Annotated in this window: 25 protein-coding genes; 6 read left to right on the top strand and 19 right to left on the bottom strand. The window is 53.4% G+C overall.

What is annotated here, in order from left to right; translation table 11 throughout:
• Positions 1 to 14: 14 nt before the first annotated feature.
• Together groES and AAAH10_RS14320 are read right to left on the bottom strand one after the other, a co-directional pair.
• Positions 15 to 302 (bottom strand): co-chaperone GroES, encoded by a 288-nt coding sequence (groES, locus tag AAAH10_RS14325; protein ID WP_343564770.1) that lies wholly within the window; start codon positions 300 to 302, stop codon positions 15 to 17.
• 254 nt (positions 303 to 556) lie between these two features.
• Positions 557 to 1,468 (bottom strand): hypothetical protein, encoded by a 912-nt coding sequence (locus AAAH10_RS14320; RefSeq protein WP_343564768.1) that lies wholly within the window; start codon positions 1,466 to 1,468, stop codon positions 557 to 559.
• Positions 1,469 to 1,817: 349 nt separating this feature from the next.
• Between AAAH10_RS14320 and AAAH10_RS14315 the strand changes: the two genes are divergently transcribed.
• Positions 1,818 to 2,303 (top strand): helix-turn-helix domain-containing protein, encoded by a 486-nt coding sequence (locus tag AAAH10_RS14315; RefSeq protein WP_343564766.1) that lies wholly within the window; start codon positions 1,818 to 1,820, stop codon positions 2,301 to 2,303.
• An 85-nt stretch (positions 2,304 to 2,388) separates the two neighbouring features.
• On the opposite strand, the gene hflX is transcribed toward AAAH10_RS14315, so the two are convergent.
• From hflX to ccsA, 10 genes are all read right to left on the bottom strand, one after another.
• The gene (gene hflX, locus AAAH10_RS14310; RefSeq protein WP_343564764.1) at positions 2,389 to 3,720 is read right to left on the bottom strand and encodes a GTPase HflX; all 1,332 of its coding nucleotides are present in this window, start codon (positions 3,718 to 3,720) and stop codon (positions 2,389 to 2,391) included.
• Between the two features lie 91 nt (positions 3,721 to 3,811).
• Positions 3,812 to 4,063 carry an RNA chaperone Hfq gene (gene hfq / locus AAAH10_RS14305; protein ID WP_343564762.1) on the bottom strand — a complete coding sequence of 84 codons (252 nt, stop codon included), beginning with the start codon at positions 4,061 to 4,063 and terminating at the stop codon, positions 3,812 to 3,814.
• A 130-nt stretch (positions 4,064 to 4,193) separates the two neighbouring features.
• Entirely contained in the window at positions 4,194 to 4,862 is a 669-nt protein-coding gene (locus AAAH10_RS14300) for an HAD family hydrolase (RefSeq protein WP_343564760.1), read from the bottom strand.
• 19 nt (positions 4,863 to 4,881) lie between these two features.
• Positions 4,882 to 6,258: a Trk system potassium transporter TrkA gene (trkA, locus tag AAAH10_RS14295; RefSeq protein ID WP_343564758.1), complete on the bottom strand. Its 1,377-nt coding sequence runs from the start codon at positions 6,256 to 6,258 to the stop codon at positions 4,882 to 4,884.
• A gap of 11 nt (positions 6,259 to 6,269) precedes the next feature.
• Positions 6,270 to 7,661: a nitrogen assimilation response regulator NtrX gene (gene ntrX / locus AAAH10_RS14290; RefSeq protein ID WP_343564756.1), complete on the bottom strand. Its 1,392-nt coding sequence runs from the start codon at positions 7,659 to 7,661 to the stop codon at positions 6,270 to 6,272.
• A gap of 25 nt (positions 7,662 to 7,686) precedes the next feature.
• Positions 7,687 to 9,978, bottom strand: coding sequence for a sensor histidine kinase NtrY-like (locus tag AAAH10_RS14285; RefSeq protein ID WP_343564754.1), 2,292 nt, complete (start codon positions 9,976 to 9,978; stop codon positions 7,687 to 7,689).
• A gap of 37 nt (positions 9,979 to 10,015) precedes the next feature.
• Complete coding sequence (gene ntrC, locus AAAH10_RS14280) at positions 10,016 to 11,590, bottom strand: nitrogen regulation protein NR(I) (RefSeq protein ID WP_343564752.1); 1,575 nt, start codon at positions 11,588 to 11,590, stop codon at positions 10,016 to 10,018.
• A gap of 29 nt (positions 11,591 to 11,619) precedes the next feature.
• Entirely contained in the window at positions 11,620 to 12,735 is a 1,116-nt protein-coding gene (locus AAAH10_RS14275) for a two-component system sensor histidine kinase NtrB (protein ID WP_343564750.1), read from the bottom strand.
• Positions 12,736 to 12,767: 32 nt separating this feature from the next.
• Positions 12,768 to 13,757 (bottom strand): tRNA dihydrouridine synthase DusB, encoded by a 990-nt coding sequence (dusB, locus tag AAAH10_RS14270; RefSeq protein ID WP_343564748.1) that lies wholly within the window; start codon positions 13,755 to 13,757, stop codon positions 12,768 to 12,770.
• 89 nt (positions 13,758 to 13,846) lie between these two features.
• A complete protein-coding gene (ccsA, locus tag AAAH10_RS14265; RefSeq protein ID WP_343564746.1) occupies positions 13,847 to 14,698 on the bottom strand; it encodes a cytochrome c biogenesis protein CcsA in 852 nt (283 codons plus the stop codon).
• Between the two features lie 206 nt (positions 14,699 to 14,904).
• Between ccsA and ispD the strand changes: the two genes are divergently transcribed.
• From ispD to AAAH10_RS14240, 5 genes are read left to right on the top strand one after another with little or no spacing between them, the layout of a single operon-like run.
• Positions 14,905 to 15,636 (top strand): 2-C-methyl-D-erythritol 4-phosphate cytidylyltransferase, encoded by a 732-nt coding sequence (ispD, locus tag AAAH10_RS14260; protein ID WP_343564744.1) that lies wholly within the window; start codon positions 14,905 to 14,907, stop codon positions 15,634 to 15,636.
• Positions 15,637 to 15,639: 3 nt separating this feature from the next.
• Positions 15,640 to 16,155 carry a 2-C-methyl-D-erythritol 2,4-cyclodiphosphate synthase gene (gene ispF, locus AAAH10_RS14255; protein ID WP_343564742.1) on the top strand — a complete coding sequence of 172 codons (516 nt, stop codon included), beginning with the start codon at positions 15,640 to 15,642 and terminating at the stop codon, positions 16,153 to 16,155.
• A 38-nt stretch (positions 16,156 to 16,193) separates the two neighbouring features.
• Positions 16,194 to 16,682 (top strand): phosphatidylglycerophosphatase A family protein, encoded by a 489-nt coding sequence (locus AAAH10_RS14250; RefSeq protein ID WP_343564740.1) that lies wholly within the window; start codon positions 16,194 to 16,196, stop codon positions 16,680 to 16,682.
• 27 nt (positions 16,683 to 16,709) lie between these two features.
• The gene (locus AAAH10_RS14245) at positions 16,710 to 17,249 is read left to right on the top strand and encodes a CinA family protein (RefSeq protein ID WP_343564738.1); all 540 of its coding nucleotides are present in this window, start codon (positions 16,710 to 16,712) and stop codon (positions 17,247 to 17,249) included.
• 10 nt (positions 17,250 to 17,259) lie between these two features.
• Positions 17,260 to 18,021: a CPBP family intramembrane glutamic endopeptidase gene (locus tag AAAH10_RS14240; RefSeq protein WP_343564736.1), complete on the top strand. Its 762-nt coding sequence runs from the start codon at positions 17,260 to 17,262 to the stop codon at positions 18,019 to 18,021.
• 123 nt (positions 18,022 to 18,144) lie between these two features.
• On the opposite strand, the gene AAAH10_RS14235 is transcribed toward AAAH10_RS14240, so the two are convergent.
• The 7 genes from AAAH10_RS14235 to pdhA all read right to left on the bottom strand — a co-directional run bounded on the left by AAAH10_RS14235 (position 18,145) and on the right by pdhA (position 25,628).
• The gene (locus AAAH10_RS14235; RefSeq protein WP_343564734.1) at positions 18,145 to 18,354 is read right to left on the bottom strand and encodes a cold-shock protein; all 210 of its coding nucleotides are present in this window, start codon (positions 18,352 to 18,354) and stop codon (positions 18,145 to 18,147) included.
• Positions 18,355 to 18,513: 159 nt separating this feature from the next.
• On the bottom strand, positions 18,514 to 18,981 hold the full coding sequence (locus AAAH10_RS14230; RefSeq protein ID WP_343564732.1) for a type II toxin-antitoxin system RatA family toxin: 468 nt from the start codon (positions 18,979 to 18,981) through the stop codon (positions 18,514 to 18,516).
• 87 nt (positions 18,982 to 19,068) lie between these two features.
• Positions 19,069 to 20,106 (bottom strand): lipoyl synthase, encoded by a 1,038-nt coding sequence (gene lipA, locus AAAH10_RS14225; protein WP_343564730.1) that lies wholly within the window; start codon positions 20,104 to 20,106, stop codon positions 19,069 to 19,071.
• Between the two features lie 200 nt (positions 20,107 to 20,306).
• Positions 20,307 to 21,704 carry a dihydrolipoyl dehydrogenase gene (gene lpdA / locus AAAH10_RS14220; RefSeq protein WP_343564728.1) on the bottom strand — a complete coding sequence of 466 codons (1,398 nt, stop codon included), beginning with the start codon at positions 21,702 to 21,704 and terminating at the stop codon, positions 20,307 to 20,309.
• 27 nt (positions 21,705 to 21,731) lie between these two features.
• The gene (locus AAAH10_RS14215; RefSeq protein ID WP_343564726.1) at positions 21,732 to 23,066 is read right to left on the bottom strand and encodes a pyruvate dehydrogenase complex dihydrolipoamide acetyltransferase; all 1,335 of its coding nucleotides are present in this window, start codon (positions 23,064 to 23,066) and stop codon (positions 21,732 to 21,734) included.
• Positions 23,067 to 23,081: 15 nt separating this feature from the next.
• Positions 23,082 to 24,527 carry a pyruvate dehydrogenase complex E1 component subunit beta gene (locus AAAH10_RS14210; protein WP_343564724.1) on the bottom strand — a complete coding sequence of 482 codons (1,446 nt, stop codon included), beginning with the start codon at positions 24,525 to 24,527 and terminating at the stop codon, positions 23,082 to 23,084.
• 72 nt (positions 24,528 to 24,599) lie between these two features.
• Positions 24,600 to 25,628: a pyruvate dehydrogenase (acetyl-transferring) E1 component subunit alpha gene (gene pdhA / locus AAAH10_RS14205; protein ID WP_343564722.1), complete on the bottom strand. Its 1,029-nt coding sequence runs from the start codon at positions 25,626 to 25,628 to the stop codon at positions 24,600 to 24,602.
• Between the last annotated feature and the right edge of the window lie 155 nt (positions 25,629 to 25,783).

The following is a 25,783-nucleotide window of genomic DNA, read 5'->3' as shown; positions in this document are numbered from 1 at the left end:
ACGCTAGAGCGATCTCAGTTCAAAATACCCATGATGTCGGACTCACGCATGATCAGCAGAGTCTTGCCATCGATCTTGACTTCGGTGCCGGACCATTTGCCATAGATCACTGTGTCGCCTTCCTTGACGTCCAGCGCAATAACCTGACCATTGTCAGCACGTGTGCCGGAACCAGCAGCAATAACCTTGCCCTGCATCGGCTTTTCCTTGGCAGTATCCGGAATGATGATGCCACCAACAGTTTTTTCTTCCTGCTCCAGTGGCTCAACCACGACGCGATCGTGCAGCGGTTTGAAGTTCATAGAATTAGCTCCGTTTTCATAAAGCGTTTACCGAGCCTGTAACAGCGCCCGGCTATCACAAACAGGTGATATTTAGCACTCTCGTTCGACGAGTGCTAACAACCATATAAAAAGCGCTGCCGGAGGTGTCAAGCATACGGAGAAAAAAGAAAAATACATTTTTAGAGGTAATTTTTTTTCCTGTTTTATATCAAAAGGATAAGACAGGAACCTTTCCCTGCCCGAAAGACCGGCCCTTGCCGGAACAGCAGGAATTAAAGTTTGAAATTCTTGGGCGTCACAAAGGGAATATCGACATTCGGAGTGATCACTGAAGTCCCCATCAGGATCAGATCCCCTGTTTCCGATTTCCATGGCAGGCGAAGACAGCGATACCGGTTGTGACAACGGTTTCCGTCTTTCATGGTCATACAGGCATCAACGTGGAGATATTGCGGACGACGCGTTTCCATCACCTGCCGGTAAGCCTCCCGAACCCAGGTCCCGTACTCGGGATCCGGCTGTTCATGCACCGGATGCCCCACTGCAATGTGTGGCCATTCCGGACCATAAACACCGATTTCGGAACCAATGTGCACAAATTTCGGCTCACTGTATCCGGCATCAGGCTGAATAAAGACCGATCTGTTCAAAACGCCAATGCGCCTGAAAGATTCCAGCACACTTTCAGAAAGCAGACCGGACGTGTTGGCCCACAGCTGCATCACCAGTGACAAGGGCCCCCTGTCTGTCAGAAGTTCCTGGGCATTCTTGTCCAGCGCAATGTAATGCTCACGTCCCATTGCTTCCATGCTTTCACGGTAAAGCGGAAGAATTCTGGCAACTGCGCCAATTGACTCATGATAGTTTTCCATTCGCCACTTGAGACCGTCATAGTAGGTCAGGCGAACCGCACCTGTCGCCAGCATGACAACAGACGTCATGGCTGTAATTGACTCTTCGGTCAGCAAACAGGAGTGAAAGGTAAAATTCAACACCTCCCGGGGGACAGAGGAATTCTGATCCAGACCGCGCTCGACAGCGATCCACCCCAGTTTTTCAATGAGATTCTGTCGGTCAAATCCACTGGAAAAGATCCCTTCAAAGCCGACTACTGCCTTGATTGGATTTTTATAATCCCAGGATTGAACCTCACCCTGATCAGAAATAAGAAAACGCTTCTTCATAAGGAAACCTATACAAGAAACTCAAAAACCCCCGATTCGTATATCGAATCCTTACGTCCTGCTTGTGCAACACATCCATTTGATGAAAATCTTAAAGGGTTGAAAAAGCTTTTCAACTGAAAATCATAAAGAGCATCAACCTTTTTGCATAGACAACTCAAAAGCGTTTTTCAGAAGGCCACACACAAACGTATGCTTGCATTTTAACCCGCAGAGTCTTATTTTTATATTAAGCAACAGCAATGCTATTCGAGAGAGAAAAGGAAGAGCCTCTTGCTCCCCATTTTCAATTCACCAGACGATCTGACGAATTGAGAGCAAAAGCCTTTCTTTGCGCTGAAGGAAAAAGATGACAAAAAGAAAACCTCTTCCCAAGCGAATTACCGGCGTACCCAATGCAATCGACATTCATGTTGGTCAGAGACTTCGCCTGCGTAGAACGCTGCTTGGATTATCCCAGGAGAAACTTGGTGACATACTTGGCCTGACATTCCAGCAGGTTCAGAAGTACGAACGCGGCACAAACAGAATTGGTGCAAGTCGTCTGTACGATCTTTCCAGGGTTCTGGACACAGACATCGGCTATTTCTTTGACAACATGACAGACGAAACAGCCCATCTGTCTCCCGGTCAAATTCGCGGCCAGGCCGAAGAAGGCATCGAAATCCAGTACGAGAAGGATCCGATGGCCCGCAGGGAAACCCTGGAACTTGTTCGCGCCTATTACAAAATCGAAGACGATGTCGTCAGAAAGCGTCTTCTGGAAATGGCCAAGACGCTGAGCAAAATCTCCGTACAGCTGGAAGAAGACGAAGAAGAAACAGCAGACGCCTGATTCTGATTTCTTCTCCCTGACAGGAAAAGAAAAAGCCACTTCCTCTGCGAAGTGGCTTTTTTGATTTCAGAACCCCGAATTCATCCTATTCAACAGGCTTCAGGGCAAAACGTGTTTCACACCGGTCTATGGCCGATTGCGGAAGGCTCAGGGAAATGAGAACCCCTTCTTCCCTGTGCTCCTGCTCAAGAACAGTGCCGTTTTCATACAGCCACGACAAAGCCGCCCCCTGCGCATAGGGAACCAGATATTCAACATGAAAGTTCTTTGAATCCAGAATGGTTTCAATGCGATCCAGTAGTGCATCCGTGCCCTCCCCGGTCACAGCAGAACACATCATGACCTGTTCATCACGGGCGGCAAGGCTTTCCAGAACAGGGCGCTCTTCATCGCCGACCAGATCAAGCTTGTTCCAGGCTTCGAGCATTTCCTGCTGGATCTGCTCATCCAGTTTCAAATCCCTCAGCACAGCCCTGACATCTTCCTTCTGGGCCTCTGTGTCCTCGTGTGAAACATCCCGAACGTGGATGAGAATATCGGCCTCCAGAACCTCCTCGAGCGTTGCACGAAAGGCCGCAATCAGATCTGTCGGCAAATCCGAAATAAAGCCAACAGTATCCGAGAGAATGATCTCGCGTCCTGACGGAAGGGCAACACGCCGCAAGGTCGGATCAAGCGTGGCAAACAGCAAATCCTGTGCAAAAACATCGGATTGGGTCAGGCGATTGAAAAGTGTCGATTTTCCGGCATTGGTATAACCAACCAGGGCAACAATCGGGAAAGGCACCTTCTTGCGGGCCGAACGGTGCAGTTCACGCGTCCGCTTGACCTGTTCAAGATCGCTCTTAAGTCGCACAATCCTGTCATCGATCATCCGGCGATCAAGTTCAATCTGGCGTTCGCCCGGTCCACCCATGAAACCTGCACCACCACGCTGACGCTCAAGGTGCGTCCAGGATCTGACCAGTCTGGAACGCTGATAGTTCAGCTGGGCCAGATCAACCTGGAGCTTCCCTTCCTTGGTTCGGGCACGCTCACCAAAGATTTCGAGAATAAGTCCCGTCCGGTCAATAACCTTACAGTGCCACTCCCGTTCCAGATTCCGCTGCTGAACAGGTGTCAGAGCAGTATCGACAACAACCAGATCAATTTCATGCGTTTCCGCAAAGTCGTGAAAACGCTCGACAACCCCCTGTCCAAACAGCGTTGCAGGTTTTGGTCTGGCAACCGGAACCACTTCGTAATGGATCAGCTCAAGGTTAATGGCCTGCGACAGCCCGACAGCCTCATCAAGCCGGGCATCAGCCGTCCTTGACTGCTGTTTTTTCTTCAGATCAGGATGCAGCACCAGAGCGCGAACCGGCGGTTCACTTCTGTCAACGCCACCCTGTGCAGACTTGCCTTTTTCACTACCCATTCAGCACACCATACCGCTCGGAAAAACCCCTTTCTCCGAGCGGCTCAAAATCTGTATTAAACTTAACGGAAAGAAAACAACAGACAGAGAGTTACTCTGCGTCGTTTTCCTTGCTCGGATCAAAGAGCTGAACCGGTGTAGCAGGCATGATTGTGGAAATAGCATGCTTGTAAACCAGCTGTGCGTGAGCATCCCGGCGCAGCAAAACGGAAAAATTATCAAACCAGGAAACAATGCCCTGAAGTTTAACACCGTTTACAAGAAAAACCGTGACTGGAACTTTGCTCTTCCGAATAGTGTTCAGAAAAACATCTTGGACGTTTTGTGATTTATCCGCGGCCATCGCGTTCGTTCCCCTATCTTATTATTGGATCACTTTTTGGTTGGGGTGCCGTCTTTTACAGTCAGCAACAAATTTTTTTAGCATTTTCATCAGGAAAGACAAACACAAATCAATAAAAAGGTGTTTTCTTTCAGAATTTCAAGCCTTTTGAGAAGCTCAGGCAGTCAGAAAACCACTGATCCGGCCAGCAATTTGCGAATTCACCCTCCCGGGGTTCGTTCTCCCGGATCAGAACAGAGGGGCAGCCATGCAGGGAAGCGCAAAGCATATCGATATCGGTATCTCCGACAAACCAGACATCCTGACCGGGTTCAAGAGCCGTTCCCTGCAGGGCAAGCTCAAGCACATCACGGGCCGGCTTGTCCTTTGCCGCATCATTGGCCCCGACAACAGAATGGAAGAACCCTTCCCATCCCAGAGCCTCGACCTCCTTTCGGAGCAAATCCCCCTTTTTGTTGCTCACCAGTCCGAGGAGGCATCCCGCCTGATGCAAGACATCAAGAAGTTCCCTCGCCCCGTACAGCGGTGTCACAACCTCGATATGCGAGCGTTCGTAGGCATCATAAAATGCGCTCATGGCTTCATCCGAGCGCCCGGGGAACAAAACAGGAAAGGCTTCGCGTGCAGAGGTGCGAACCCTTTCCTTTGTCTCCTCAAGTGTCCAGGGTGTTCTGCCCATCACCAGAAAGGTCTCTTCCAGAGCCTTGTGTATAGGCAGCCAGCTGTCAACCAGGGTGTTGTCCCAGTCAAACAGGACTGCTTTGGGCTTCGTGCTTAAAAAAGCGGCATTGTCAGGCATTCTCTGTCCTGTCCCTCAATCAAAAGAACTCAAGCTTGACCGCAAAGAATTTCTCCACCTTCTTCACAGCTTCCGTTGAGGAGAAAATCACCACGAGATCGTGTGCCCTGATTACCGTCCCGCCGCGCGGAATGATCACCTCCTCACCGCGCAGGATCGCCCCGACAATCACGCCGGGAGGCAGCTTGACCTCACGAATGGGAACACCGACAAGCCCTGATGTTTCCAGAGCCTCTGCCTCGATAATCTCCCCCAGACCATCCGCAACGGTGTGTACGGAACGGATGCGTCCGCGACGGACGTGCTGCAAAATCCGGGAGACCGTAATGGAGCGGGGATTCACAACCGTGTCGATCCCCAGCGTGCTGATGATCGAGCTGTAGGAGCCGGTATTGATCAGAGCCGTCGCCCGCCTGCAGCCATGCCTTTTGGCAAGCAGACTGGAGAGAATGTTGACTTCGTCGTCATTGGACACGGCAACAATCGTTTCCGCATTGTCGATATTGCATTCCTCGAGGATTTCCGTTTCCAGGGCATCTCCGTGGATCACGACAGTCCGTTCCAGTGCACGGGCAACCCGTTCAGCCTGCTTCTTGTCAACCTCGATCAGCTTCAGGTGCACATGGGGATGACTTTCCTCAATACGTCTGGCCAGATTGAAACCAATGTTGCCCCCGCCGACAATGATAACCTTGCGCGCTTCCTTCTCGGAGTGCCCAAAGACTTCCATCGTCCGCTGCAGGTGTTCCTGATCAACGACGACATAGATATCATCACCAGCCCTCAATTCGTCATCCGCTGTGGGAACGAACCCGCGTCCCTCGCGACTGATCCCGACAACGCGGACATGCAGTTTAGGGAAAAGCTCGGTCAGCTGTCTGAGCGGTGTATTGATGATGGGGGTATCATCGCTACAGTGAATGCCGATCAGGGAAATCTTGCCCTCGGCCAGCGGAACCACATCAAAGGCACCGGGAATGTTCAGGCGACGTTCAATGGCCTCGGCCACCTCAAGCTCGGGTGAAATGATCACATCAATCGGCATGTTCTCGCGGCTGAACAGATCCGACCACATGGGATTCAGGTAGCTCTGATCCCTGATGCGCGCAATCTTCGTCGGCACATCAAAAATGGAGTGTGCAATCTGGCAGGCCACCATGTTCACTTCATCCGCATGCGTGACAGCGATCAGCATATCGGCATTCGCAACGCCGGCCTTCTCGAGAACATCCGGGTGGGAGGCAAAACCAATCACCCCCTTGACATCCAGAGCATCAGAGATCTTCTCAACCAGTGCAGGATCCCGATCAACAACCGTGATATCAGCATCCTCGGCAGCAAGGTAACGGGCAATATTGTAACCAACCTGCCCCGCTCCGCAGATAACCACTCTCATGAACCAACCCCTTACCCTTTCTCGGGTGTAATACCCAAAGCCTTCAGCTTTCTGTGCAAGGCTGAACGCTCCATCCCGACAAACTCGGCTGTTTTGGAGACATTGCCGTCAAATCTGAGAATTTGAGCCTCAAGATACTGACGCTCAAAAGCCTCCCTTGCAGAACGCAACGGCAGGGAGATCAGATCTTCACCTGCCTGATCCGACTGGACAATACCGCTGGAAATCGAACTGATATCCGGCGGCAGCATGGATGCCAAAATCGGGCTTCCCTGCTCCCCCGGAGCCATGATCAACAGCCATTCGATCACATTGCGCAACTGTCTCACATTCCCCGGCCAGTCATAGGCCTGCAGGGAAACCATCGCATCAGCAGCCAGCGGACGCGGCGGCAAGCCGTTGTTCTGCGCAGAGAGCTTCATAAAGGCTTCCACCAGATCGGGCAAATCATCTTTGCGATCCCTGAGGTGCGGCAAACTCAAAGGCACAACATTCAGGCGATAGAAAAGATCTTCCCTGAAAAGACCTTCGCGAATGAGAGAGAGCAAATCCCTGTTGGTCGAAGCGATCACCCGCACATCGACCTTCACCGGTTCCGTGCCGCCGACGCGCTGGAAAGACTGCTCCTGCAGGACACGGACAATCTTGCCTTGCGTTTCAAGGGGCATGTCCGCCACTTCATCCAGCAACAGTGTGCCGCCGTGGGACTGTTCCAGAACACCCGTTTTGAACCGGATCTTGCCCTCTTCGTCCTTGCTTTCCTCACCGAAAAGTTCAACCTCCATCCGCTCGGGATGCATGGTCGCGCAATTCAGAACAGTCAGGGGGCTGTCACTGCGCGCGGAAAGCAGATGCAACTGACGGGCCACCACTTCCTTTCCCGCACCAGCCGGCCCGGTGATCAGAACCCTGCTTCCGGTGGGCGCCACCTTTTCAATTGCACCTTTCAGGGCTGTGATGGCCTGGGAACGCCCAATCAGCCGGGATTGCAGGGAAACCTTTTCCTTGAGCGTCTGGTTTTCCTTGCGCAGTTCGGAATCTTCAATCGCACGCCTGACAATGTGCAGGAGTCGGTCTGTCTTGAACGGTTTTTCAACAAAGTCAAAAGCGCCATCACGAATGGCACTGACCGCTGTTTCAATGGTCCCGTGCCCCGACATCATGACAACAGGCAGATCCGGATTGGTTTCCTTGATGGTTTTCAGGATACCAACTCCGTCCATCTCCGAGTTTTCCAGCCAGATATCAAGGATCACAAGGCTTGGCAGGCGCAAGCGCACCTCTTCCAGAGCCGTTTGACTGTTTGAGGCTTCCCTGACGTCATACCCCTCGTCTTCAAGGATGCCACTGACAGCGAACCGTATGTCGGCCTCATCATCAACAATCAGTATTTCACGAGCCATTAGAATTCTCTTCTTTACATGCTTTTCAGGCTTTTACCTGTTTTTCAAAGACCAGACGCGCCTGCGCACCGTTCACCTTGCCGTTTTCGTCAAAGTTGTCCCCCAGCACCAAACGGCCGCCGTGATCTTCCATAATTTTCTTGACGATTGCCAGCCCCAGACCTGTTCCCTTTACACGGGTCGTCACATAAGGCTCCGTCAAACGATGTCGCTCGTTCTGCGGCAATCCCCGGCCTGTATCGGAAATCGCAATGGTAAGGCTGTCCTTCTGCAATTCCAGGGAAACAGAAATGCGGGCCTCCAGCTCTTCTGCAGCAGAACCATTTACTTTGGCATCCTCCCGCTTTCCTTCAATAGCCTCGGCCGCATTCAGGAGCAGATTTGTCAGAGCCCTGTTAATCTGCTCGCCATCGCAGGACAGGGAAACATCCTCATCCGGTATCTCTGTATCGAATCTGATGTCGTGCTGGCTGACCTTCTGCAGCTCGACAGCCTCTCTCAAAAGACGCGACAGATTGTTGTCCTTCATCTCCGGAGCAGGCATGCGCGCGAAGGAGGAAAACTCGTTGACCATCCGGCCAATATCCCCGACATGCCGCACAATGGTGTCCGCACAGAGTTCAAAGGTTTCCGGATCACTCTGGATTTCCTTAAGATACTTGCGTTTCAGACGCTCGGCAGAAAGCTGGATCGGAGTGAGCGGGTTTTTGATCTCGTGCGCAATGCGGCGCGCAATATCGGACCAGGCCGCCTTTCGCTGGGCTGACACCAGCTCGGTAATATCATCAAAGGTGATAACGTAGCCAATAATCTGGCTGTCCTCATCCACTTCGACAACAGCCCTCAGGAGCAGCGTTCTCTGTCCCCTGTCCTGTACCAGTTCACCGGAAACAGACAGCGGTACGTAAGGGACCTGCTGTTCCGCAGTACGCCCCGGACGTTTGATAGCCTTGTCCAGAATCTCGGAAAGCTCCGGGAAGATATCGATAACACTCCTGCCCCGAAGCTGGTAATCCGGCTTTTCCATGAAGTCGGCAGCAGAACGGTTGATCAGGGTAATCTGCCCCCGGGGATCGACACCGATCACACCGGCACTGACACCCCCCAGAACAGCCTCGATAAACCTGCTGCGTTCATCCAGCTGCTGGTTGGCCGAAATCAGTTCCTTTTTCTGACTGTGCAGTTCCCCCGTCATCCGGTTGAAAGCCCGGGCCAGAGAGTGGATTTCATCATCCCGTTCCAGATCCGGCGCCTTCGCCGACCAGTCACCCGCGCGCACCCGTTCAGCAGCCTGGATCAGTTTGACCAGAGGATCGGACAGGGTGTTCGCATAGGTCAGGCCCACCCAGACAGCCCCGGACAGCAGCATCAGGGAAACCATGGTGAAAATCAGCGCAAAGGTGATCAGAAGACTGGAACGCCGTCCTTCCAGTTCGGAGTAGAGATCAACGGCTTCTGTCGCCTCGTCAATGTGCCGCAGGATGTTCGGATCCAGCACACGGCTGACCAGCAGAAACGAGTTGTCGAAGCCCCCCAGATAAACCAGGGCCCGAACACGGTCCTCCGTGTCAGCAGAGAGAATGACAATCTCTCCACTAATAGCAGATTGTATCGCAAAATCAGGTATTTCAGGGCTAAAATTAAGAAGAAAACTAAACTCCGCCTTCCCCTGAACCTGCCCGGTCTGATCAAAAACAACAACCTCTGTCAGATTGCGCTCATTGGCAATGGTTGTCAGGAAACGATCAAAAACATCCGGGTTTTGTATCAGCGTGTTCAGCTCCCTGCTGATCACCAGCGAAGCCGCCAGAGCATCCGTTGTAATACTCTGTCTGTGCTCAAAGAGATAGGCTTCGGCAACCGCCAGGGATTCACCGACCGAGGTTTTGACCTTGTCATGGAACCAGGTCTGCAGCCCGAACTCGAAAAAGATCACGGCAAAGAGGGCCACCACAATCGTCGGAGTCAGCGCAACGATCGTAAAGAGACCAACAAGTCTGGAGTGAAGTCTCGCCCCCGTTGTTCCGCGTTTGCGTTCAATCCACAGGGAAACAAGACGGCGCGCAATCAGCGCAATGATCCCCAGCAACAGAATGAAGTCCATCAACAGGAGCAACTGAATACCGCTCGGATCAGCAGCAAATCCCAGATCGCCTGTCAAAGCCAGGAAGGTTGTCACCCCGCCGACCATGGCCAGAAGGATCAGAGTATAGGCCAGCTTTTTTTCCACGCCATAACGATGGAACCAGACTGCCAGCCTCTCCGGCAGTGTTCCCTGGGCGCTCTTGAATTTTTCTTCCGAATGAGTTGGCGACACAGAGGCCTCTCTTCAAATGGTTAAAGCCGGCAATCCGTCATTTTACAATCTGGATTCCCAATTCCTTGATTTTCTTCCTGAGGGTGTTCCTGTTCAACCCCAGCAGCGCTGAAGCCTTGATCTGGTTGCCTCCGGTGGCCTTCAGGCACAGTTCGATAAGCGGTCTTTCAATCTCGCACAGAACGCGATCATAGAGACCGGAGGCCGGCAAGGCGGGTTCGTGCGCTTCAAAATAACTTTGCAGATGCAGCTCGACCGTCTCTGACAGGTTACCACCGATCAGGCTTTCGGCATTGAAAAGCGTTGAATGCAGAAGGGCGGCCTGATTGTCAGTGTTTCCATCCTCTGCGGGATTGCTCTCTGCTTCAGACTGCTGTTTTGCTCTGGCAAAGACAGACTTCAGTTCAGCTGTTACAACCTCGCTGGTGATCACATCCTCACTGTAAAGCACAGTCAGACGGCGCACCAGATTTTCAAGCTCCCTGACATTGCCGGGCCAGGGGTAACGCTGCAGGATCTGCATGGCTTCGGGTCCGACAGCCTTGGCCTGCAGTCCCTCGTCAACACACAGACGCATAAAGTGGGATACCAGTTCCGGAATATCCTCCGAACGCTCTCTTAACGGCGGCAATCGCAAGGGCACGACACTGAGGCGATAGAAAAGATCCTCCCGGAACTCCCCCCTGTCGACCATGGCTTTCAGATCGCGGTGGGACGCCGTGATAATCCGGACATCCGCCTTGATCGGCACGCGCCCGCCAACAGTTGTAAACTCGTTTTCCTGCAAAACACGCAACAACCGGGTCTGGGCTTCCAGAGGCATGTCACCAATTTCATCCAGAAAAAGCGTTCCTCCCCTGGCTTGCTCGAACCTGCCCGCATAGCGCGCCGTTGCACCGGTAAAGGCCCCCTTTTCATGACCGAAAAGTTCACTTTCAATCAGCTCACGTGGGATGGCCGCCATGTTCACAGCCACAAAAGGCCCCTTGTTCCGCTTGCCATAATCATGAAGCGCGCGGGAAATCAGCTCCTTGCCCGTCCCGGATTCACCACTGACCATAACCGTCAGGTCTGTCAGCATCAGGCGCGCCATGACACGATAAATATCCTGCATGGCCTGTGAACGGCCAATAAGCGGCAAGCCGGAACTGTCTCCTGCATTGTCCCCGCCCAGATTGAGCGCAAGGTCCTCAACAGCCTGGCCCCTGGCGGTTCGACAATCCTCAAGTGCCTTCACAATAACTTCCGACAAATTATTGAGATCAAATGGCTTTGACAGATACTCGAAGGCCCCGCGCTCGGTGGCCTTGACAGCTGTCAGCAGGGTATTCTGCGCAGACATCACAATGACACGCAAATCCGGTCGATATCTTTTGATCCGTGGAACGAGATCCAGACCGTTCTCGTCCGGCATCACAACATCCGTGATCACCAGATCGCCGTCTCCCTTTTCAACCCATTTCCAGAGATCGGTTGCATTGCTGGCCATCTTCACATTGTAGCCAATACGCCCCAGAGCCTGCCCCAGAACAGTTCTGATCGCGAGATCATCATCTGCAACCAGAATGGTATAGTCTGTCGGGTCCAACGCGATACTCTGTGAAGAATTCATCATTCTCTCTTTGTTCTTGGCTCACACCGTCAACGGCGGGAAGCAGGGACACGCGGCAGGTTCAGGTCAAAGGAAGTTCGCCCTGTTGCAGAGGAAACCTCAATCACACCGGAGTGCGCCTCAACAGCCTTGGCAACAAGGGAGAGGCCCAGACCGGTGCCGCCGGATTTTGTGGTTACAAAGGGATCGAACAGATCCCGCAGCAGATCCTGCGGAATGCCGGGTCCGTTGTCGATCACCGAGATTTTAAGAGGCAGATCCACACGCTCTGCCGAACCGGACGTCACCAGCTTAACGCCTTGCTCATAGCGCGTATGAAGCGCAACCACCCCGCCTTCTTCCGGCAGGGCTTCAGCGGCATTTTTCAACAGATTGATAAAGACCTGAATAAGCAGATCCTTGCTCCCCCAGACATCCGGCAGGGACGGATCATAACTTTCCTCGAATTCCACATGCCGGGCAAAACCGGATTGTGCCAGCAGACGGACATGTGCCAGAACCTCGTGAATGTTCACAGCCTCGCGTTCAATCGGCCTGTTGTCCGCAAAGATTTCCATCCGGTCAACCAGCCCGACAATGCGGTCCGCCTCGTCACAGATCAGACGGGTCAGCTGCCGGTCTTCCCTGCTGGCATTCATATCCAGAAGCTGTGCCGCCCCGCGAATGCCGGAAAGCGGGTTCTTGATTTCATGGGCCAGCATGGCCCCCATTGCTGTCATGGAGCGCACAGCATTGCGTCGGGAAGCCTGGTGATGAATACGCTTTGCGATACTGCGATCCTGCAGCGTTACAATAATCTGCCCGTTTTTGGCCGGGTCCTGCTGATCCACAATCGGTGCCAGGGAGGCAGAAACCTCATGGCGTCCCAAACGGGGAGAATAAAGGGTCATTTCGTGCTCTGAAGCCACAACTGACATGGCCCGGCTCTGCTCAATCAGCAGAAAGAGCGGATGATCCCTCGGGATAAAGTCCGAAAAGGAGACACCGCTTAAAAGCGGCAGGGAGCTTTGCAGGAAGCTCTGGGCCGCAACGTTCAAAAAGACAATGCGGTTGTCCCGATCCAGAACAATGACAATATCCGCCATGGAATTGAGAATTTGCCAGCCGTCCGGGAACGCATCACTCTCTTCTGTTTCGGATGCCATCTGTTTTTTTTCTACAGGCAGGTGAGCAGTCATCAGGCAGCATCCGCCAGTGAGAGATGGTGATCAAAAAATTCCCCGAGCCTCGCCCTGACCTCATTACAGTCACGGATCGTATTGATTTCCCTGCGAAAATCGGCGGCGCCGGGCAGACTTGCGCAATACCAGGACAGGTGCTTGCGGGCAATCACAGTACCCTGTCGTTCGCCATAGTAATCCAGCAGGCTCTCGTAGTGTTCGAGGATCAGGTCTTTCAGTGCCGCCAAATCCGGAAGTGCATCAAAGCTCTCGCCTTTCAGTTCAGCGATGATCTGTCCCGGCAACCACGGCTTGCCATAGCAGGCACGTCCCACCATAACCCCGTCTGCACCGGACGCTTCCATAGCCTTGCGCGCATCCTCTGCAGAACCAATGTCTCCGTTGACGATCAGCGGAACATCCAGAACATCACGAACCGCTGCAACAGCGTCCCAGTTGGCCGTTCCCTTGTACATCTGGTTTCTGGTCCGGCCGTGAACAGTGATCATCCTTGCCCCCAGATCCTGTGCCCTTCTGGCAATGGACGGCGCATTGAGTGAGTGCTCATCCCACCCCAGACGCATTTTGACCGTCACGGGAACAGAAACAGCCTGAACGGTTTTCTCGACAATCCGGGCGGCCAGATCTTCATCCTTCATCAGGGCAGAACCGGCAAGCTTGTTGACAATTTTCTTAACCGGGCATCCGAAATTGATATCAATAATCGCGGCACCACGATCAACATTCATTCTGGCCGCTTCTGCCATGATTTCAGGATCACAGCCCGCCAGCTGAACAGCCATGGGGAACTCTTCCCCGCAGTTGCTGCTCATCTTCAGAGACTCCCGTGTCTCCTGCAGCATGGCCCGGCTGGCAATCATTTCGGAAAAAACCAGCCCGGCACCGAAACGCTTGACCAGACGACGAAACGGCTTGTCCGACACCCCCGACATGGGGGCCAGAAAAACCGGATCCTCAATTGCGATATCACCAACCTGGATGGTCATCGGCACTTCTCATGAATGATACAAATTGCCTTTTTTTTAGGCAGATTTCGTGTTGTACACCAGTTTCCGGAAAATGGAAATGCTATTCATCATTCATTCAGAAGCCACGAAATCAATTTCACCCCGGGAACCCCGAGTGAGATCAGCATAAACATCAGAAGACCGCCCTGCACTGCCCGCTTGCCGTAGATACCAACCTTGCTGTGAACGATCAGCATCAATCCGATCACGGCAAAGGACAAAAGGGACAGAATGGTCTTGTGATCAAAGTCCAGCAACTCGCCGGTTTGCAACCAGTTGTCATAAATACCCGTTGCAATCCCCATCAGCAGAACCACTGCTGTGGCCTTCAACATCAGAACAAGAATTTCATCCGCCTCGAACAGGGACGGCAAACGTCCGGTAAAGACCTGATCCCTTTTCTGATCGGACAGGTTTTTCAGGGAACGTGAGCGCAGAATGACAGCAACAGCCGCGATGGCAGCAAGCGCAGCACATGCATAAGCAATCATTGAAGACACAATATGCAGAACAAGCGCCCAGTTCATGGCCAGGGCATACTGCTCCAGCTCAAGCGGAACCATGTGAAAGGCAACCCAGTCCGACAGAAATGCTGCAAGGGAAAAAAGAGCCGCAAATCCAAGAACCAGACGATCCAGATACTGAACAGCAGAAAGAGCCGACACCTTTTGCAAACGCCCCATAAAACCGAACAGAAGAAGCGTTGCACTGAGAACCGCCCACAGAATTGTGCCCAGCCCCCTGTCCCATCCGCCTTCCAGACGCAAGCCCAGAACACTGAGCGGAATCAGGGTCAACGCAGCCAGTGTCACAAGCATTCCTGCCCCGGGGTCCCTGTTTCTGCTGACAGCAAATGCCACAACGAACATCAGAGTGCTCAAAAGAGGCAGAAGAACATATGACAAAAGAGCTGGAGACATCTTTATTCTTTCGCATGGTTTAACAGTGCAGCAACAAGGGGACAAAGCTCACAAATATTCCGGCACTCCCGCTGTTTTGCCACAAAGCCTGTCCTTTCATCAATCCCAATAGTCATTTGAAGACTTTGCCTTGCGCAAAGCACATGCTATTGCTCTTGCGAAAACCACTGTGTGCACAACAGACTCTTCAGCTTCAGGGGGCCTCCTTGCCGTCAGAAAAAGCAATTGCCGTAATCGTTGCAGCCGGACGAGGGTCCCGCATGGGCGGCGAACAGCCAAAGCAATACCGGAAGCTGCTGGGTGAATGCATTCTGACCCACACCCTGCGCAATCTGCTGAACAGCAATCTCTTTTCTGCCCTGATGACCGTTATCCACCCGGACGACAGGAAACTCTACAACGACGCCATTGCTCCCCTTGAGCAAGATTCCCTCCTTCAGTCCTGCCATGGCGGCAACAGCAGACAGGCCTCTGTCCGCAACGGATTGCGCAGTCTGCAGAACAACAGCTCCGTGACTTCAGGCCGGGTTCCCGTTCTGATCCATGATGCGGCCAGACCCTTTGTGTCCCATGAGACACTTGCGCAGTTGATCACAGAAGCCGAAAAGGACAACTGTGTCATCGCAGCAGCACCGGTCTTCGATACCATCAAGCGGACCAACGAAAGAGGCGAGATTCAGGAAACCCTGAACAGGGAAGAACTCTGGCGCGCACAAACCCCCCAGGCCTTTGCCCTGGACACAATCCTGAACGCCCACGAACAGCTTCAGGACAGAGACAACCTGACCGACGATGCTGCTGTTGCTGAAGCCGCCGGTCTGAGCGTCGGCATCGTGCCTTCATCAGGCAACAACATCAAAATCACCACACCAGAAGACCTGGCTCTTGCAGAATACATTCTGCAGCGGCAGCAGACTTCACAGGAAAAGAAGAGTTAATCCATGTCAGCACGAATGGAAATCCGCACAGGACAAGGTTACGACGTTCACGCTTTTGATGAAGGCGACGCTGTCATTCTGTGTGGCATTACAATTCCGCATCCGAAAAAGCTTAAAGGACATTCCGATGCAGATGTTGGCCTGCACGCCATTACAGATGCCATTTTCGGTGCCCTTGCCGACGGAGACATTGGCAGCCATTTTCCTCCATCCGACCCTCAATGGTCCGGCGCTGACTCTGCTGTCTTCCTCAAATATGCCTGCGCGCGGGTGCTGGAGCAGTCATCCCGCATTCTGCATCTGGATGTCACGCTTGTCTGTGAACGTCCGAAAATCGGTCCCCATCGTGATCTGATGCGTGAACGCATTGCCGAAATCACCGCGCTTCCGCTGCACCGGATCAGTGTCAAGGCCACAACCTCAGAACGTCTGGGTTTCACAGGGCGCGAGGAAGGCATCGCAGCCATGGCACTCGCAACACTGGAACGCCCTGATCCCGATACAGATACAACAGACTGACTTTCACAGCACAGTTTTAAAACAGGCTCTTTTTCTCGATGACACTTCCGCGCTTTCACCCCGTTCGCCTGATTGCAACCTGGTTCGGTTCCGGTGATCTCCCCAAGGCTCCCGGCACATGGGGCTCTCTTGCAGCCCTGCCCTTTGCCTGGGCGATGTTGTCCTTTGGTCCAAACTGGCTTTTGCCTGCCGCTTCACTTGTTGTCTATCTGGTCGGCATCAGGGTCAGCCAGCTTTATGCCAATTCCCTTGGTCGTCCGGATCCGGGGCCTGTGGTCATTGATGAGGTTGCCGGCCAATGGCTGACCCTTGTTCCACTCGGCTTCACGAGCCAGAAGCTCTTTGGCAGCGATCTGTGGGGATATGCCGCAGGCTTTGCACTCTTTCGACTCTTTGACATTGTCAAGGTTTGGCCTGCAAACTGGATGGACAGCAACCTCAAGGGCGGCCTGGGCATCATGAGTGATGACATGGTTGCCGGCCTTTACGGAGCAATCTGCCTGGGTGCCCTGTTGATGCTGCTCTAAACAACCAAAAGAGCAAAGAGCCTGGATATGTCGGGAAAAAACGAACAGGATCATTCCTGTTTCTTTCAATACGATCTCTTTGAAAAAGCAGGAGAACTCCTTGTTCTCTGCAAGGACAGAAGACTTGTCATCGCAACAGCCGAGTCCTGTACCGGAGGGTTGATTTCCTCCGCCCTGACAGAGGTCTCAGGCTCTTCAGCTGTTGTTGATCGCGCTTTTATTACCTATTCCAATGAAGCCAAGAACGAGATGCTCTCAGTCCCGTTGTCCCTGATTGAAGCCAGGGGCGCTGTCAGCACCGAAGTCGCCGAACAAATGGCCCGGGGTGCCCTGCAGCACTCCCGAGCCAGTCTGTCGGTTGCTGTCACAGGCATTGCCGGCCCCGGTGGCGGGTCAGAGGAAAAGCCCGTCGGACTTGTTCATCTTGCCACCGCCAGACGGGACGCCACCGGAGACATCACGGTTCATTCCTGCCATGAGGTCTTTGCCGGCAACCGCTCACAGGTCAGACAGTCAACTGTCATCAAGGCACTTTGCCTTTTGAAGCAAGCAGCAGAAAAAGCCTGAGGAGACGAAAATGTCATCAAAAGGACCCGACCTTCAGGACTTCATGCCCTCTTCATCTTTTGTGCCACAACGATCGGCCCTGAACAGAACCAACCTTTCCGATTTCCTGCTGCTGCTGATCATTTCAATCGGAGGCACCCGCCTGCTGCTTCCCGTCTTTGACGGCTTTTTCCTCTCCCTCCCCTGGAGCGACGATGCGGTCAATGCAGCGCGTCTGGCACTGGGCCTCATGCTTCACAGTCTGATTGCGCTGATCACGACCTGGTTTATCTTTTTTTACAGACGTCAAATCAAACTCAAGGATATCGAGCTGGGCCCCTGGAGCAATCAGTGGCTCCGGACAGCCCTGCCGATGGCTGCACCGATCATTCTCACCACACTGCTGATCAACTATACAATCAGCCTTTTGCTCGGAGACAGTTTCAACAATCCTCAAAGCACTGTGGTGGAAACCCTGGGGCACACTCCTTCGTCCCTTGTCGTCCTGATCACTGGAACACTGATCATTGCGCCCGTTCTGGAGGAAATCATTTTCCGGGGCCTCCTTCTCGGCTGGCTGGAACTCAAGATGTCCCGGCTCAAAGCCCTCATGGTCAGCAGCCTTGCCTTTGCCCTCGTCCACGGGGCCCCTCTGCTTGTTCCGGCCCTTTTTGTTGCCGGGATGGGGTTTGGCTTTGCGAGACAGAAGGCAAAATCACTCTGGCCTGCCATTGTGCTGCATGCCATTTTCAATGGCCTCTCGGTTCTGCTGATCCTGAGTGCCCCTGCCTGAAATGCTCCTTTCGTCAGGGCAAAGGAAAAGGCGCAGCAGATGCTTGCGCCTTTTGTCATTTATGCACGACCAAAGGTCTCCGGTAAACAGGAGAAAAATCAGTCGTTCGTAGCAGGAATGATATCAGGAAATGATGGAAATCGATGATACGGCCATCTTGCCGTTACGGCCTTCTTCCATTTCATATTCCACCTTCTGTCCGTCTGCAAGAGAACGGATGCCCGCACGCTGAAGTGCAGTAATATGAACGAAAGCGTCAGCGCCCCCTGCATCAGGCTCAATAAAGCCATAGCCTTTGGTTTCATTGAACCATTTTACTGTACCAGTCGCCATTAAAGCAGACTCCTTAGTCGATAATCGTAACCCTAGTCAACCAAAGGTCATTATCGTAACCCGGGAGAGCCTCCAAATGGACGAGGCACCAAGGCTTAATATCAAATAACCATTGGGTATTAAAACCCTACACGAATTATTTGAGCATAGGAAGAACTATTAAGTTGAAATTTGCGAGACAGTTTTTTGACTTTGTTCTTCATAAAGACTACGCGCCCGTTCTTCAAAAGCGCCGACCATTCTTCTCACAGCTTCGTGAAACAATGGCTCCATAATCGTTTGCAACAATCTGGAACGGAATTCGAAATCCACGTGGAAATCAATCATGCAGCCTTCATCGTGAGGCACAAAGATCCAGTGATTTTTCAGGTAGCGAAAAGGGCCATCGACGTATTCAACATCTATGCGCAGGTCTTCGGGGTTCAGATCCACCTTGCTGGTAAAGCGCTCACGGATCAGCTTGAAGCCAATAATGAGATCCGCAATCAGGCGTTTTTCCTGCCGGCGCTTGATCCTCGCACCTTCGCACCACGGCAGGAATTCAGGATAACGCTCTACATCGGCAACCATGCTGTAGAGCTCCTGGGGCGTAAAACGGAGAACTTTCTGTTCAGAGTGGGTTGGCATAACTCACCTTTACCACTGAGGATCTTAATATTTTGCTTTTATGGTTCAAAAACCTCAAGCGGCGAAAAACCTACCGGCCAGAAAAACCTATCGACCAGACTGCGCAAGCTTCTTCTCGCGCGCTTCCCGCAGCTTTTTGAAATCATCATCGGCATGATAGGAAGAGCGTGTCAACGGAGAGGAGGAAACCAGCAGGAACCCCTTGTTGTAGGCCATCCGTGAATAGTATTCGAATTCTTCAGGCTCGACAAAACGGTCGACAACATGGTGCTTTGGTGTCGGCTGCAGGTACTGCCCGATGGTCAGGAAGTCAATGTTGGCAGAACGCATGTCGTCCATGACCTGCAGCACCTCTTCCTTGCTCTCGCCAAGACCAACCATCAGGCCGGACTTCGTGAACATTGTCGGGTTCAGTTCCTTCACCCGGTCCAGCAGGCGCAGGGAGTGATAGTAACGCGCACCCGGGCGTACAGACTGATAAAGACGCGGCACTGTTTCGAGGTTGTGATTGAAAACATCCGGGCGGGCCTCGACAACAACCTCAAGGGCACCATCCTTGTGACGGAAGTCAGGTGTCAGGACTTCAATGGTTGTGTTGGGCGCATCCTTGCGGGTTGCCTCGATCACCTTGGCGATGTGGTCCGCACCACCATCTGCCAGATCATCGCGGTCAACGGAAGTGATGACAACGTGGTTCAACCCCAGCTTGGAGACAGCCGCGGCAACAGAATAGGGCTCAAACGGGTTCAGCGCATCCGGCTTGCCGGTTGCGACGTTACAGAAGGTGCAGGCCCGCGTACAGATCTCGCCCATGATCATCATGGTTGCATGCTTCTTGGACCAGCACTCACCAATATTGGGACAGGCCGCTTCCTCACAAACCGTGGAAAGGTTGTTTTCCCGCATCAAGCGGCGCGTTTCCTGATAGCCCTTGGAGGTCGGTGCCTTCACACGGATCCAGGACGGCTTCCGCTTGACCGGATTGTCGGGACGCTTCGCCTTTTCAGGATGACGCATCTTCGCACGATCTGCCTTGCCTTCAATGACACGGCGCGCACGTTCAGAGCCTTCTGCAGCCTCTGAATGAATGGGTGATACGTTGTCTGTTACAGGACGATCTGTCATCGTTTTCTCCGACCAGTCTCTCTCCACAAATCCCCTGTTTCTGTCTTCAGGGGAAGATCTTTATGAGGCATATAGGGCCAGACTTTGGAAAAGTCCAGCTAAAGCATGGTACACCATTTGTTGATCTTCCGATCACGAAAGATCAAAGAGGAACGGTTGTGGAAGGGCCGTTCCTCCCTTCATTCGAAAAAGCCATTCAATCAGAAGTGAATAGCACGACCATAGGCATCCAGAACGGACTCATGCATCATTTCCGAGAGGGTTGGATGCGGGAAGACTGTATGCATCAGTTCTTCCTCGGTTGTTTCCAGCCCCATGGCAACGATGAAGCCCTGAATCAGCTCGGTTACCTCTGCACCAATCATGTGCGCGCCCAGAAGCTCACCGGTTTTGGTATCAAAAATTGTCTTGATCAGCCCTTCCGGCTCCCCAAGGGCAATCGCCTTGCCATTGCCAACGAAGGGGAAACGGCCAATCCTGACATCCCGTCCGGCCTCCCTGGCCCTGTCTTCCGTCATGCCGATGGATGCAACCTGCGGATGACAGTAAGTACAGCCCGGAATTTGCGCCTTGTTCAGCGGATGAACGCCTTCCACACCGGCAATCTTCTCAACACAGATCACGCCTTCATGCTCGGCCTTGTGAGCCAGCATTGGCGGGCCGGCCACATCACCAATTGCATAGACACCGGGTTCATCCGTACGGGAGAACTCATCCGCAACAATACAGCCACGATCGGTTTTGACTTTGGTTTTCTCCAGCCCGATGTTCTCGATATTGCCGACAACACCCACTGCCGAAATGACGCGATCCACGGTTACCGTTTCCGTTTTGCCATTCTTTTCCAGTGTTACAGTGACGGAGTTATCGTGACGGTCAAGCTTGGCAACCTTGGTACCTGTGCGGATGTTCAGCCCCTGTTTCCTGAAGGACTTTTCCGCCAGCTTGGAGATTTCTGCATCTTCAACCGGCAGCACCCGGTCCATCACCTCGACAACTGTGACGTCAGCGCCAAAGGTGGCATAGAAACTGGCAAACTCGATGCCGATTGCACCGGAACCAACCACCAGCAGGGACTTTGGCATCACATCCGGACGCAGGGCCTCGCGGTAGGTCCAGACCAGCTTGCCGTCCGGCTCAAGCCCCGGAAGCGTTCTGGCGCGAGCACCCGTCGCCACAATAATGTGTTTGGCAGTCAGCGTTTCAGCCTTGCCGTCATTGCCCTTGAAAGAAAGCTTTCCTCCACCGGCAAGCTGCCCTTCACCTTCAAGGACCGTGACCTTGTTTTTCTTGAGCAGCATACCAATGCCACCCACCAGCTGTTTGGACACACCCTTGGAGCGCTCCACAATTTTCTGGAGGTCAAACCCCGGCTTGCCGGCACTCAGGCCATAGGACTCAGCGTGTTCCATATTGCGGTAGACCTCTGCAGAACGCAGCAGGGCCTTGGTCGGGATACAGCCCCAGTTCAGGCAGATCCCACCCAGATGTTCGCGTTCGACAATCGCAGTCTTAAGCCCCAGTTGCGCAGAGCGGATCGCCGTTACATAACCACCCGGACCTGCGCCCAGAACCAGGACATCAAAAGAAGTGCTCACGGTTCAATTCCTTCCACTTCAACAGGTTCAGAGCATCAGGCTCAGCGGATTTTCAATGACGGCCTTGAAGGCGGCCATATATTCGGCCCCCACAGCGCCATCGACGACACGGTGATCGACTGACAGCGTACAGGTCATGACAGTCGCAACAGCCAGTTCGCCATCCTTCACAACAGCACGCTGTTCGCCCGCTCCGACAGCAAGAATACAGGCCTGCGGAGGGTTGATGATCGCAGAGAACTCGCGAATGCCATACATGCCCAGGTTGGAAACGGAGAAGGTCCCGCCCTGGTATTCTTCCGGCTTCAGCTTGCCATCCCGTGCACGGCCTGCCAGATCCTTGACCTCGCTGGAAATGGTCGCCAGACCCTTTGTTTCTGCAGCCTTTACAATCGGAGTGATCAGACCTGTCGGCGTCGCAACAGCAACAGAGACATCCGCATGATCATAGAAAAGGATACCCTCTTCACTGTAGGACGCATTCGCAGCAGGAACCTTTTTCAGCGCATGGGCAACAGCCTTGATGACAAAGTCGTTCACGGAAATCTTGAAGTCATCGGAAGCTGCGTTCAGCTCCTTGCGCACTTTCAGCAGATTGTCGATTTCACAATCAACGGAAAGATAGAAGTGCGGAACAGTTTGCTTGGACTCACTGAGGCGATTGGCAATAACCCTGCGCATGGAACTGAGCGGCTCCAGCCTGTAGGACATACCCAGCATATCCGCCATCTCACGCGCATTTGGTCCGGCAGCAACAGAGCGTGTTGCCGGCGCAGCCGACGGTGCAGAAGCAGGAGCAGCGGAAGCAGCCTTGCCAACACCTTTTGCCAGCGCATCCTCGATATCACTTTTGACAATACGGCCTTTCGGGCCGGAACCTGACAGCTGTGCCAGATCCAGACCTTCCTGGGACGCCATGCGACGCGCCAGAGGACTTGCAAAGATGCGTCCACCCGCATTCGCAACCGGAGCCGCTGACGCAGGTGATGGTGCAGATGCTGCCTGGTCTTCATTCGCCACAGGTGCTGCGGGAGCCGGAGCCTCCTGTACAGCAGGGGCCGGAGCTGCAGGAGCAGCGTCCCCGGAAGACAACAGGGCTTCCACTGCAGCGTCATCATCATCCTCTTCCCTGAGCACAGCGATCAGGGAATTCACAGCAACATTTTCAGTTCCGCCCTCAACGAGGATTTTGGCAATAACCCCTTCGTCAACAGCTTCAACCTCCATGGTTGCCTTGTCGGTTTCGATTTCAGCCAGAACATCGCCGGACTGCACTGCATCACCTTCTTTCACCAGCCAGCGGGCAAGCGTGCCTTCTGTCATGGTAGGAGACAGTGCGGGCATCAGGATTTTTTCAGCCATGAGACTACTCTCCCCTTACTTGTAGCAAACGGCTTTTGCCGCTGCGACCAGTGCGTCCGCCTGTGGCAGAGACAGTTTTTCCAGATTGGCGGCATAAGGCAGCGGAATGTCCTCACCTGCCACGCGCTTGACCGGCGCATCAAGCCAGTCAAAGGCGTATTCCATCACCAGCGAGGCAATTTCGGAACCGATACCGGAATAGGCCCAGCCCTCTTCCGCAGTCACAAGACGGTTTGTCTTGCGAACGGACGCCAGAATGGTGTCGATATCCAGCGGGCGGATGGTGCGAAGGTCAATCACTTCGGCAGAAATCCCCTGCTCGGCCAGTGCATCAGCCGCTTCCAGTGCACGACCAACCATAATGGAGAAGGTCACGATTGTGACATCACTTCCCTGTCGCACGACCTTCGCCTTGCCCAGTGGAACAGTCCAGTCATCGGTATCGGGAACGTCAAAGGTCTTGCCGTAAAGCAGTTCGTTCTCAAGGAAGACAACCGGGTTCGGATCACGAATGGCCGACTTCAGCAGGCCCTTGGCATCGGCCGCGGAATAGGGCGATACAACCTTCAGACCCGGAATATGGGCGTACCAGCTTGCGTAGCACTGGGAGTGCTGGGCTGCAACGCGTGATGCTGCTCCGTTCGGTCCACGGAAGACCATTGGTGCCTTGATCTGCCCGCCCGACATGTAAAGCGTCTTGGCAGCCGAGTTGATAATGTGGTCAATCGCCTGCATGGCAAAGTTGAAGGTCATGAACTCGACGACAGGGTTCAGGCCGTACATCGCGGCACCAACAGCAAGGCCTGTGAAACCATGTTCGGTGATCGGCGTGTCAATGACGCGCTTGTCACCGAACTCGGCCAGAAGCCCCTGGGTGACCTTGTAGGCCCCCTGATACTGCGCAACTTCCTCACCCATGACAAAAACGCGCTCGTTTGTGCGCATTTCCTCGGCCATGGCATCGCGCAGGGCTTCACGAACTGTCAACTGCTTGACCGGACCGGTCCATTCCGCTTCAGCCTCCACACCCTGAGACAGGGAAAGACGGGAAATGCTGTTGATGGAAATCTCTTCAGCCGGTGCGTCCTGACCAGCGGAAACAGCAGGAGCCGGAGCTGGCGCTGCCGGTGTGCTCATCTCCGCTGCAGGAGCAGCTTCTTCAGCCACAGGCGCTGCACCTGCTTTCGGTGTGTAACCCTCCAGTGCAGAAGCCTCTTCATCCTCTTCCAGAAGCAGGGCAATCGGTGTGTTGACAGCAACAGCTTCCGTTTCACCCGGAACTAGGATTTTGCCCAGCACGCCTTCATCAACAGCTTCGACTTCCATCGTCGCCTTGTCGGTTTCAATTTCGGCAAGGATGTCGCCTGCAGCAACAGCATCACCTTCATTTTTAAGCCAGCGCGCCAGTGTCCCTTCGGTCATGGTCGGCGACAGCGCAGGCATCAGAATTTCGATTGGCATTGTGTCAGTTCTCCAAAAAGATCATGGACAACCGTGCTGCCACCATCCCGGGGCAGCACAAGTCCTGCGCCCTCAGGCGTCGCTGTAAACGTCTGTGTAGAGTTCGGAAGGATCCGGCTCGGGGCTGCTTTGCGCAAAGTCGGCAGATTTGGAAACGATTGCCTTGACCTCTTTGTCAATTTCCTTCAGGCCCGCCTCGTCCATAATACCCTGTGCAAGGATCATGTTGCGCAGACGTTCGACCGGATCACGCTCTTCGCGAACCTTCTGGACTTCTTCCTTGGAACGATACTTTGCCGGATCGGACATGGAGTGACCACGATAGCGATAGGTCAGCATTTCGAGAATGAAAGGTCCATTGCCTTCACGGGCATGCTTGATGGCCTTGGCCGCAGCTTCCTTGACAGCAAAGACATCCATTCCGTCAACCTGCATGCCCGGAATGTCATAAGCCTGGCCACGGTTGTAAAGCTCGGTGCTTTTCGCAGAGGACCGTTCTGTCGCTGTCCCCATTCCGTAGCGGTTGTTCTCAATAACGAAGACAACCGGCAGCTTCCAGAGAGACGCCATGTTAAAGGTCTCGTAAACCTGTCCCTGGTTAAGCGCGCCATCGCCCATGTAGGCAACGTTGACCAGATCCTCGCCGAGATACTTGTGCGCAAAGGCAACACCGGCACCGATAGGGATCTGGGCACCGACAATACCGTGACCACCATAGAAGCCCTTCTCGACAGAGAACATGTGCATGGAGCCACCCTTGCCCTTGGAGTAGCCGCCCTCACGTCCGGTCAGCTCGGCCATCACACCATCTGCATCCATACCACAGGCCAGCATGTGTCCGTGATCCCGGTAGGAGGTGATCACAGTGTCCTTGTCATCCATCTCGGACTGGATGCCGACAACAACAGCTTCCTGACCAATATAGAGGTGACAGAAGCCGCCGATCAGACCCATGCCGTAAAGCTGTCCGGCCTTTTCCTCGAAACGGCGGATCAGCAGCATATCGCGATAGAATTTCTGGGACAGTTCGTTTGGAAGTTCTTTTGCTCCTGCTGCCTTGCGACTTTTACGCGGAGCAGAGCCCTTTGACGGTGTTGCCATGTGCAAACCCTTTTATCCAACGGTGGAACACTATTCCCTTCAAAGTTAAGCGACATCGCCTCAAAAAACAATAGCGTAAATATCAAGTTAATTATTTGATTATAAACGATTTTTTAAAATTAACCCGATATAGGTTAACCAATGAATCGGAAGCG

Origin of the sequence: Carbonatibacter coralli (assembly GCF_039592655.1) — a bacterium.
GTDB lineage: Bacteria > Pseudomonadota > Alphaproteobacteria > Kiloniellales > Kiloniellaceae > Carbonatibacter > Carbonatibacter coralli.
This window is presented reverse-complemented; position numbering and strand designations above follow the sequence as displayed.

Bases quoted from the DNA above. Each gene is read 5' to 3' on its own strand.
- groES (WP_343564770.1), bottom strand. From the start codon at position 302: ATGAACTTCAAACCGCTGCACGATCGCGTCGTGGTTGAGCCACTGGAG.
- AAAH10_RS14320 (WP_343564768.1), bottom strand. From the start codon at position 1,468: ATGAAGAAGCGTTTTCTTATTTCTGATCAGGGTGAGGTTCAATCCTGG.
- AAAH10_RS14315 (WP_343564766.1), top strand. From the start codon at position 1,818: ATGACAAAAAGAAAACCTCTTCCCAAGCGAATTACCGGCGTACCCAAT.
- hflX (WP_343564764.1), bottom strand. From the start codon at position 3,720: ATGGGTAGTGAAAAAGGCAAGTCTGCACAGGGTGGCGTTGACAGAAGT.
- hfq (WP_343564762.1), bottom strand. From the start codon at position 4,063: ATGGCCGCGGATAAATCACAAAACGTCCAAGATGTTTTTCTGAACACT.
- AAAH10_RS14300 (WP_343564760.1), bottom strand. From the start codon at position 4,862: ATGCCTGACAATGCCGCTTTTTTAAGCACGAAGCCCAAAGCAGTCCTG.
- trkA (WP_343564758.1), bottom strand. From the start codon at position 6,258: ATGAGAGTGGTTATCTGCGGAGCGGGGCAGGTTGGTTACAATATTGCC.
- ntrX (WP_343564756.1), bottom strand. From the start codon at position 7,661: ATGGCTCGTGAAATACTGATTGTTGATGATGAGGCCGACATACGGTTC.
- ntrC (WP_343564752.1), bottom strand. From the start codon at position 11,590: ATGAATTCTTCACAGAGTATCGCGTTGGACCCGACAGACTATACCATT.
- AAAH10_RS14275 (WP_343564750.1), bottom strand. From the start codon at position 12,735: ATGGCATCCGAAACAGAAGAGAGTGATGCGTTCCCGGACGGCTGGCAA.
- dusB (WP_343564748.1), bottom strand. From the start codon at position 13,757: ATGACCATCCAGGTTGGTGATATCGCAATTGAGGATCCGGTTTTTCTG.
- ccsA (WP_343564746.1), bottom strand. From the start codon at position 14,698: ATGTCTCCAGCTCTTTTGTCATATGTTCTTCTGCCTCTTTTGAGCACT.
- ispF (WP_343564742.1), top strand. From the start codon at position 15,640: ATGTCAGCACGAATGGAAATCCGCACAGGACAAGGTTACGACGTTCAC.
- AAAH10_RS14250 (WP_343564740.1), top strand. From the start codon at position 16,194: ATGACACTTCCGCGCTTTCACCCCGTTCGCCTGATTGCAACCTGGTTC.
- AAAH10_RS14245 (WP_343564738.1), top strand. From the start codon at position 16,710: ATGTCGGGAAAAAACGAACAGGATCATTCCTGTTTCTTTCAATACGAT.
- AAAH10_RS14240 (WP_343564736.1), top strand. From the start codon at position 17,260: ATGTCATCAAAAGGACCCGACCTTCAGGACTTCATGCCCTCTTCATCT.
- AAAH10_RS14235 (WP_343564734.1), bottom strand. From the start codon at position 18,354: ATGGCGACTGGTACAGTAAAATGGTTCAATGAAACCAAAGGCTATGGC.
- AAAH10_RS14230 (WP_343564732.1), bottom strand. From the start codon at position 18,981: ATGCCAACCCACTCTGAACAGAAAGTTCTCCGTTTTACGCCCCAGGAG.
- lipA (WP_343564730.1), bottom strand. From the start codon at position 20,106: ATGACAGATCGTCCTGTAACAGACAACGTATCACCCATTCATTCAGAG.
- AAAH10_RS14215 (WP_343564726.1), bottom strand. From the start codon at position 23,066: ATGGCTGAAAAAATCCTGATGCCCGCACTGTCTCCTACCATGACAGAA.
- AAAH10_RS14210 (WP_343564724.1), bottom strand. From the start codon at position 24,527: ATGCCAATCGAAATTCTGATGCCTGCGCTGTCGCCGACCATGACCGAA.
- pdhA (WP_343564722.1), bottom strand. From the start codon at position 25,628: ATGGCAACACCGTCAAAGGGCTCTGCTCCGCGTAAAAGTCGCAAGGCA.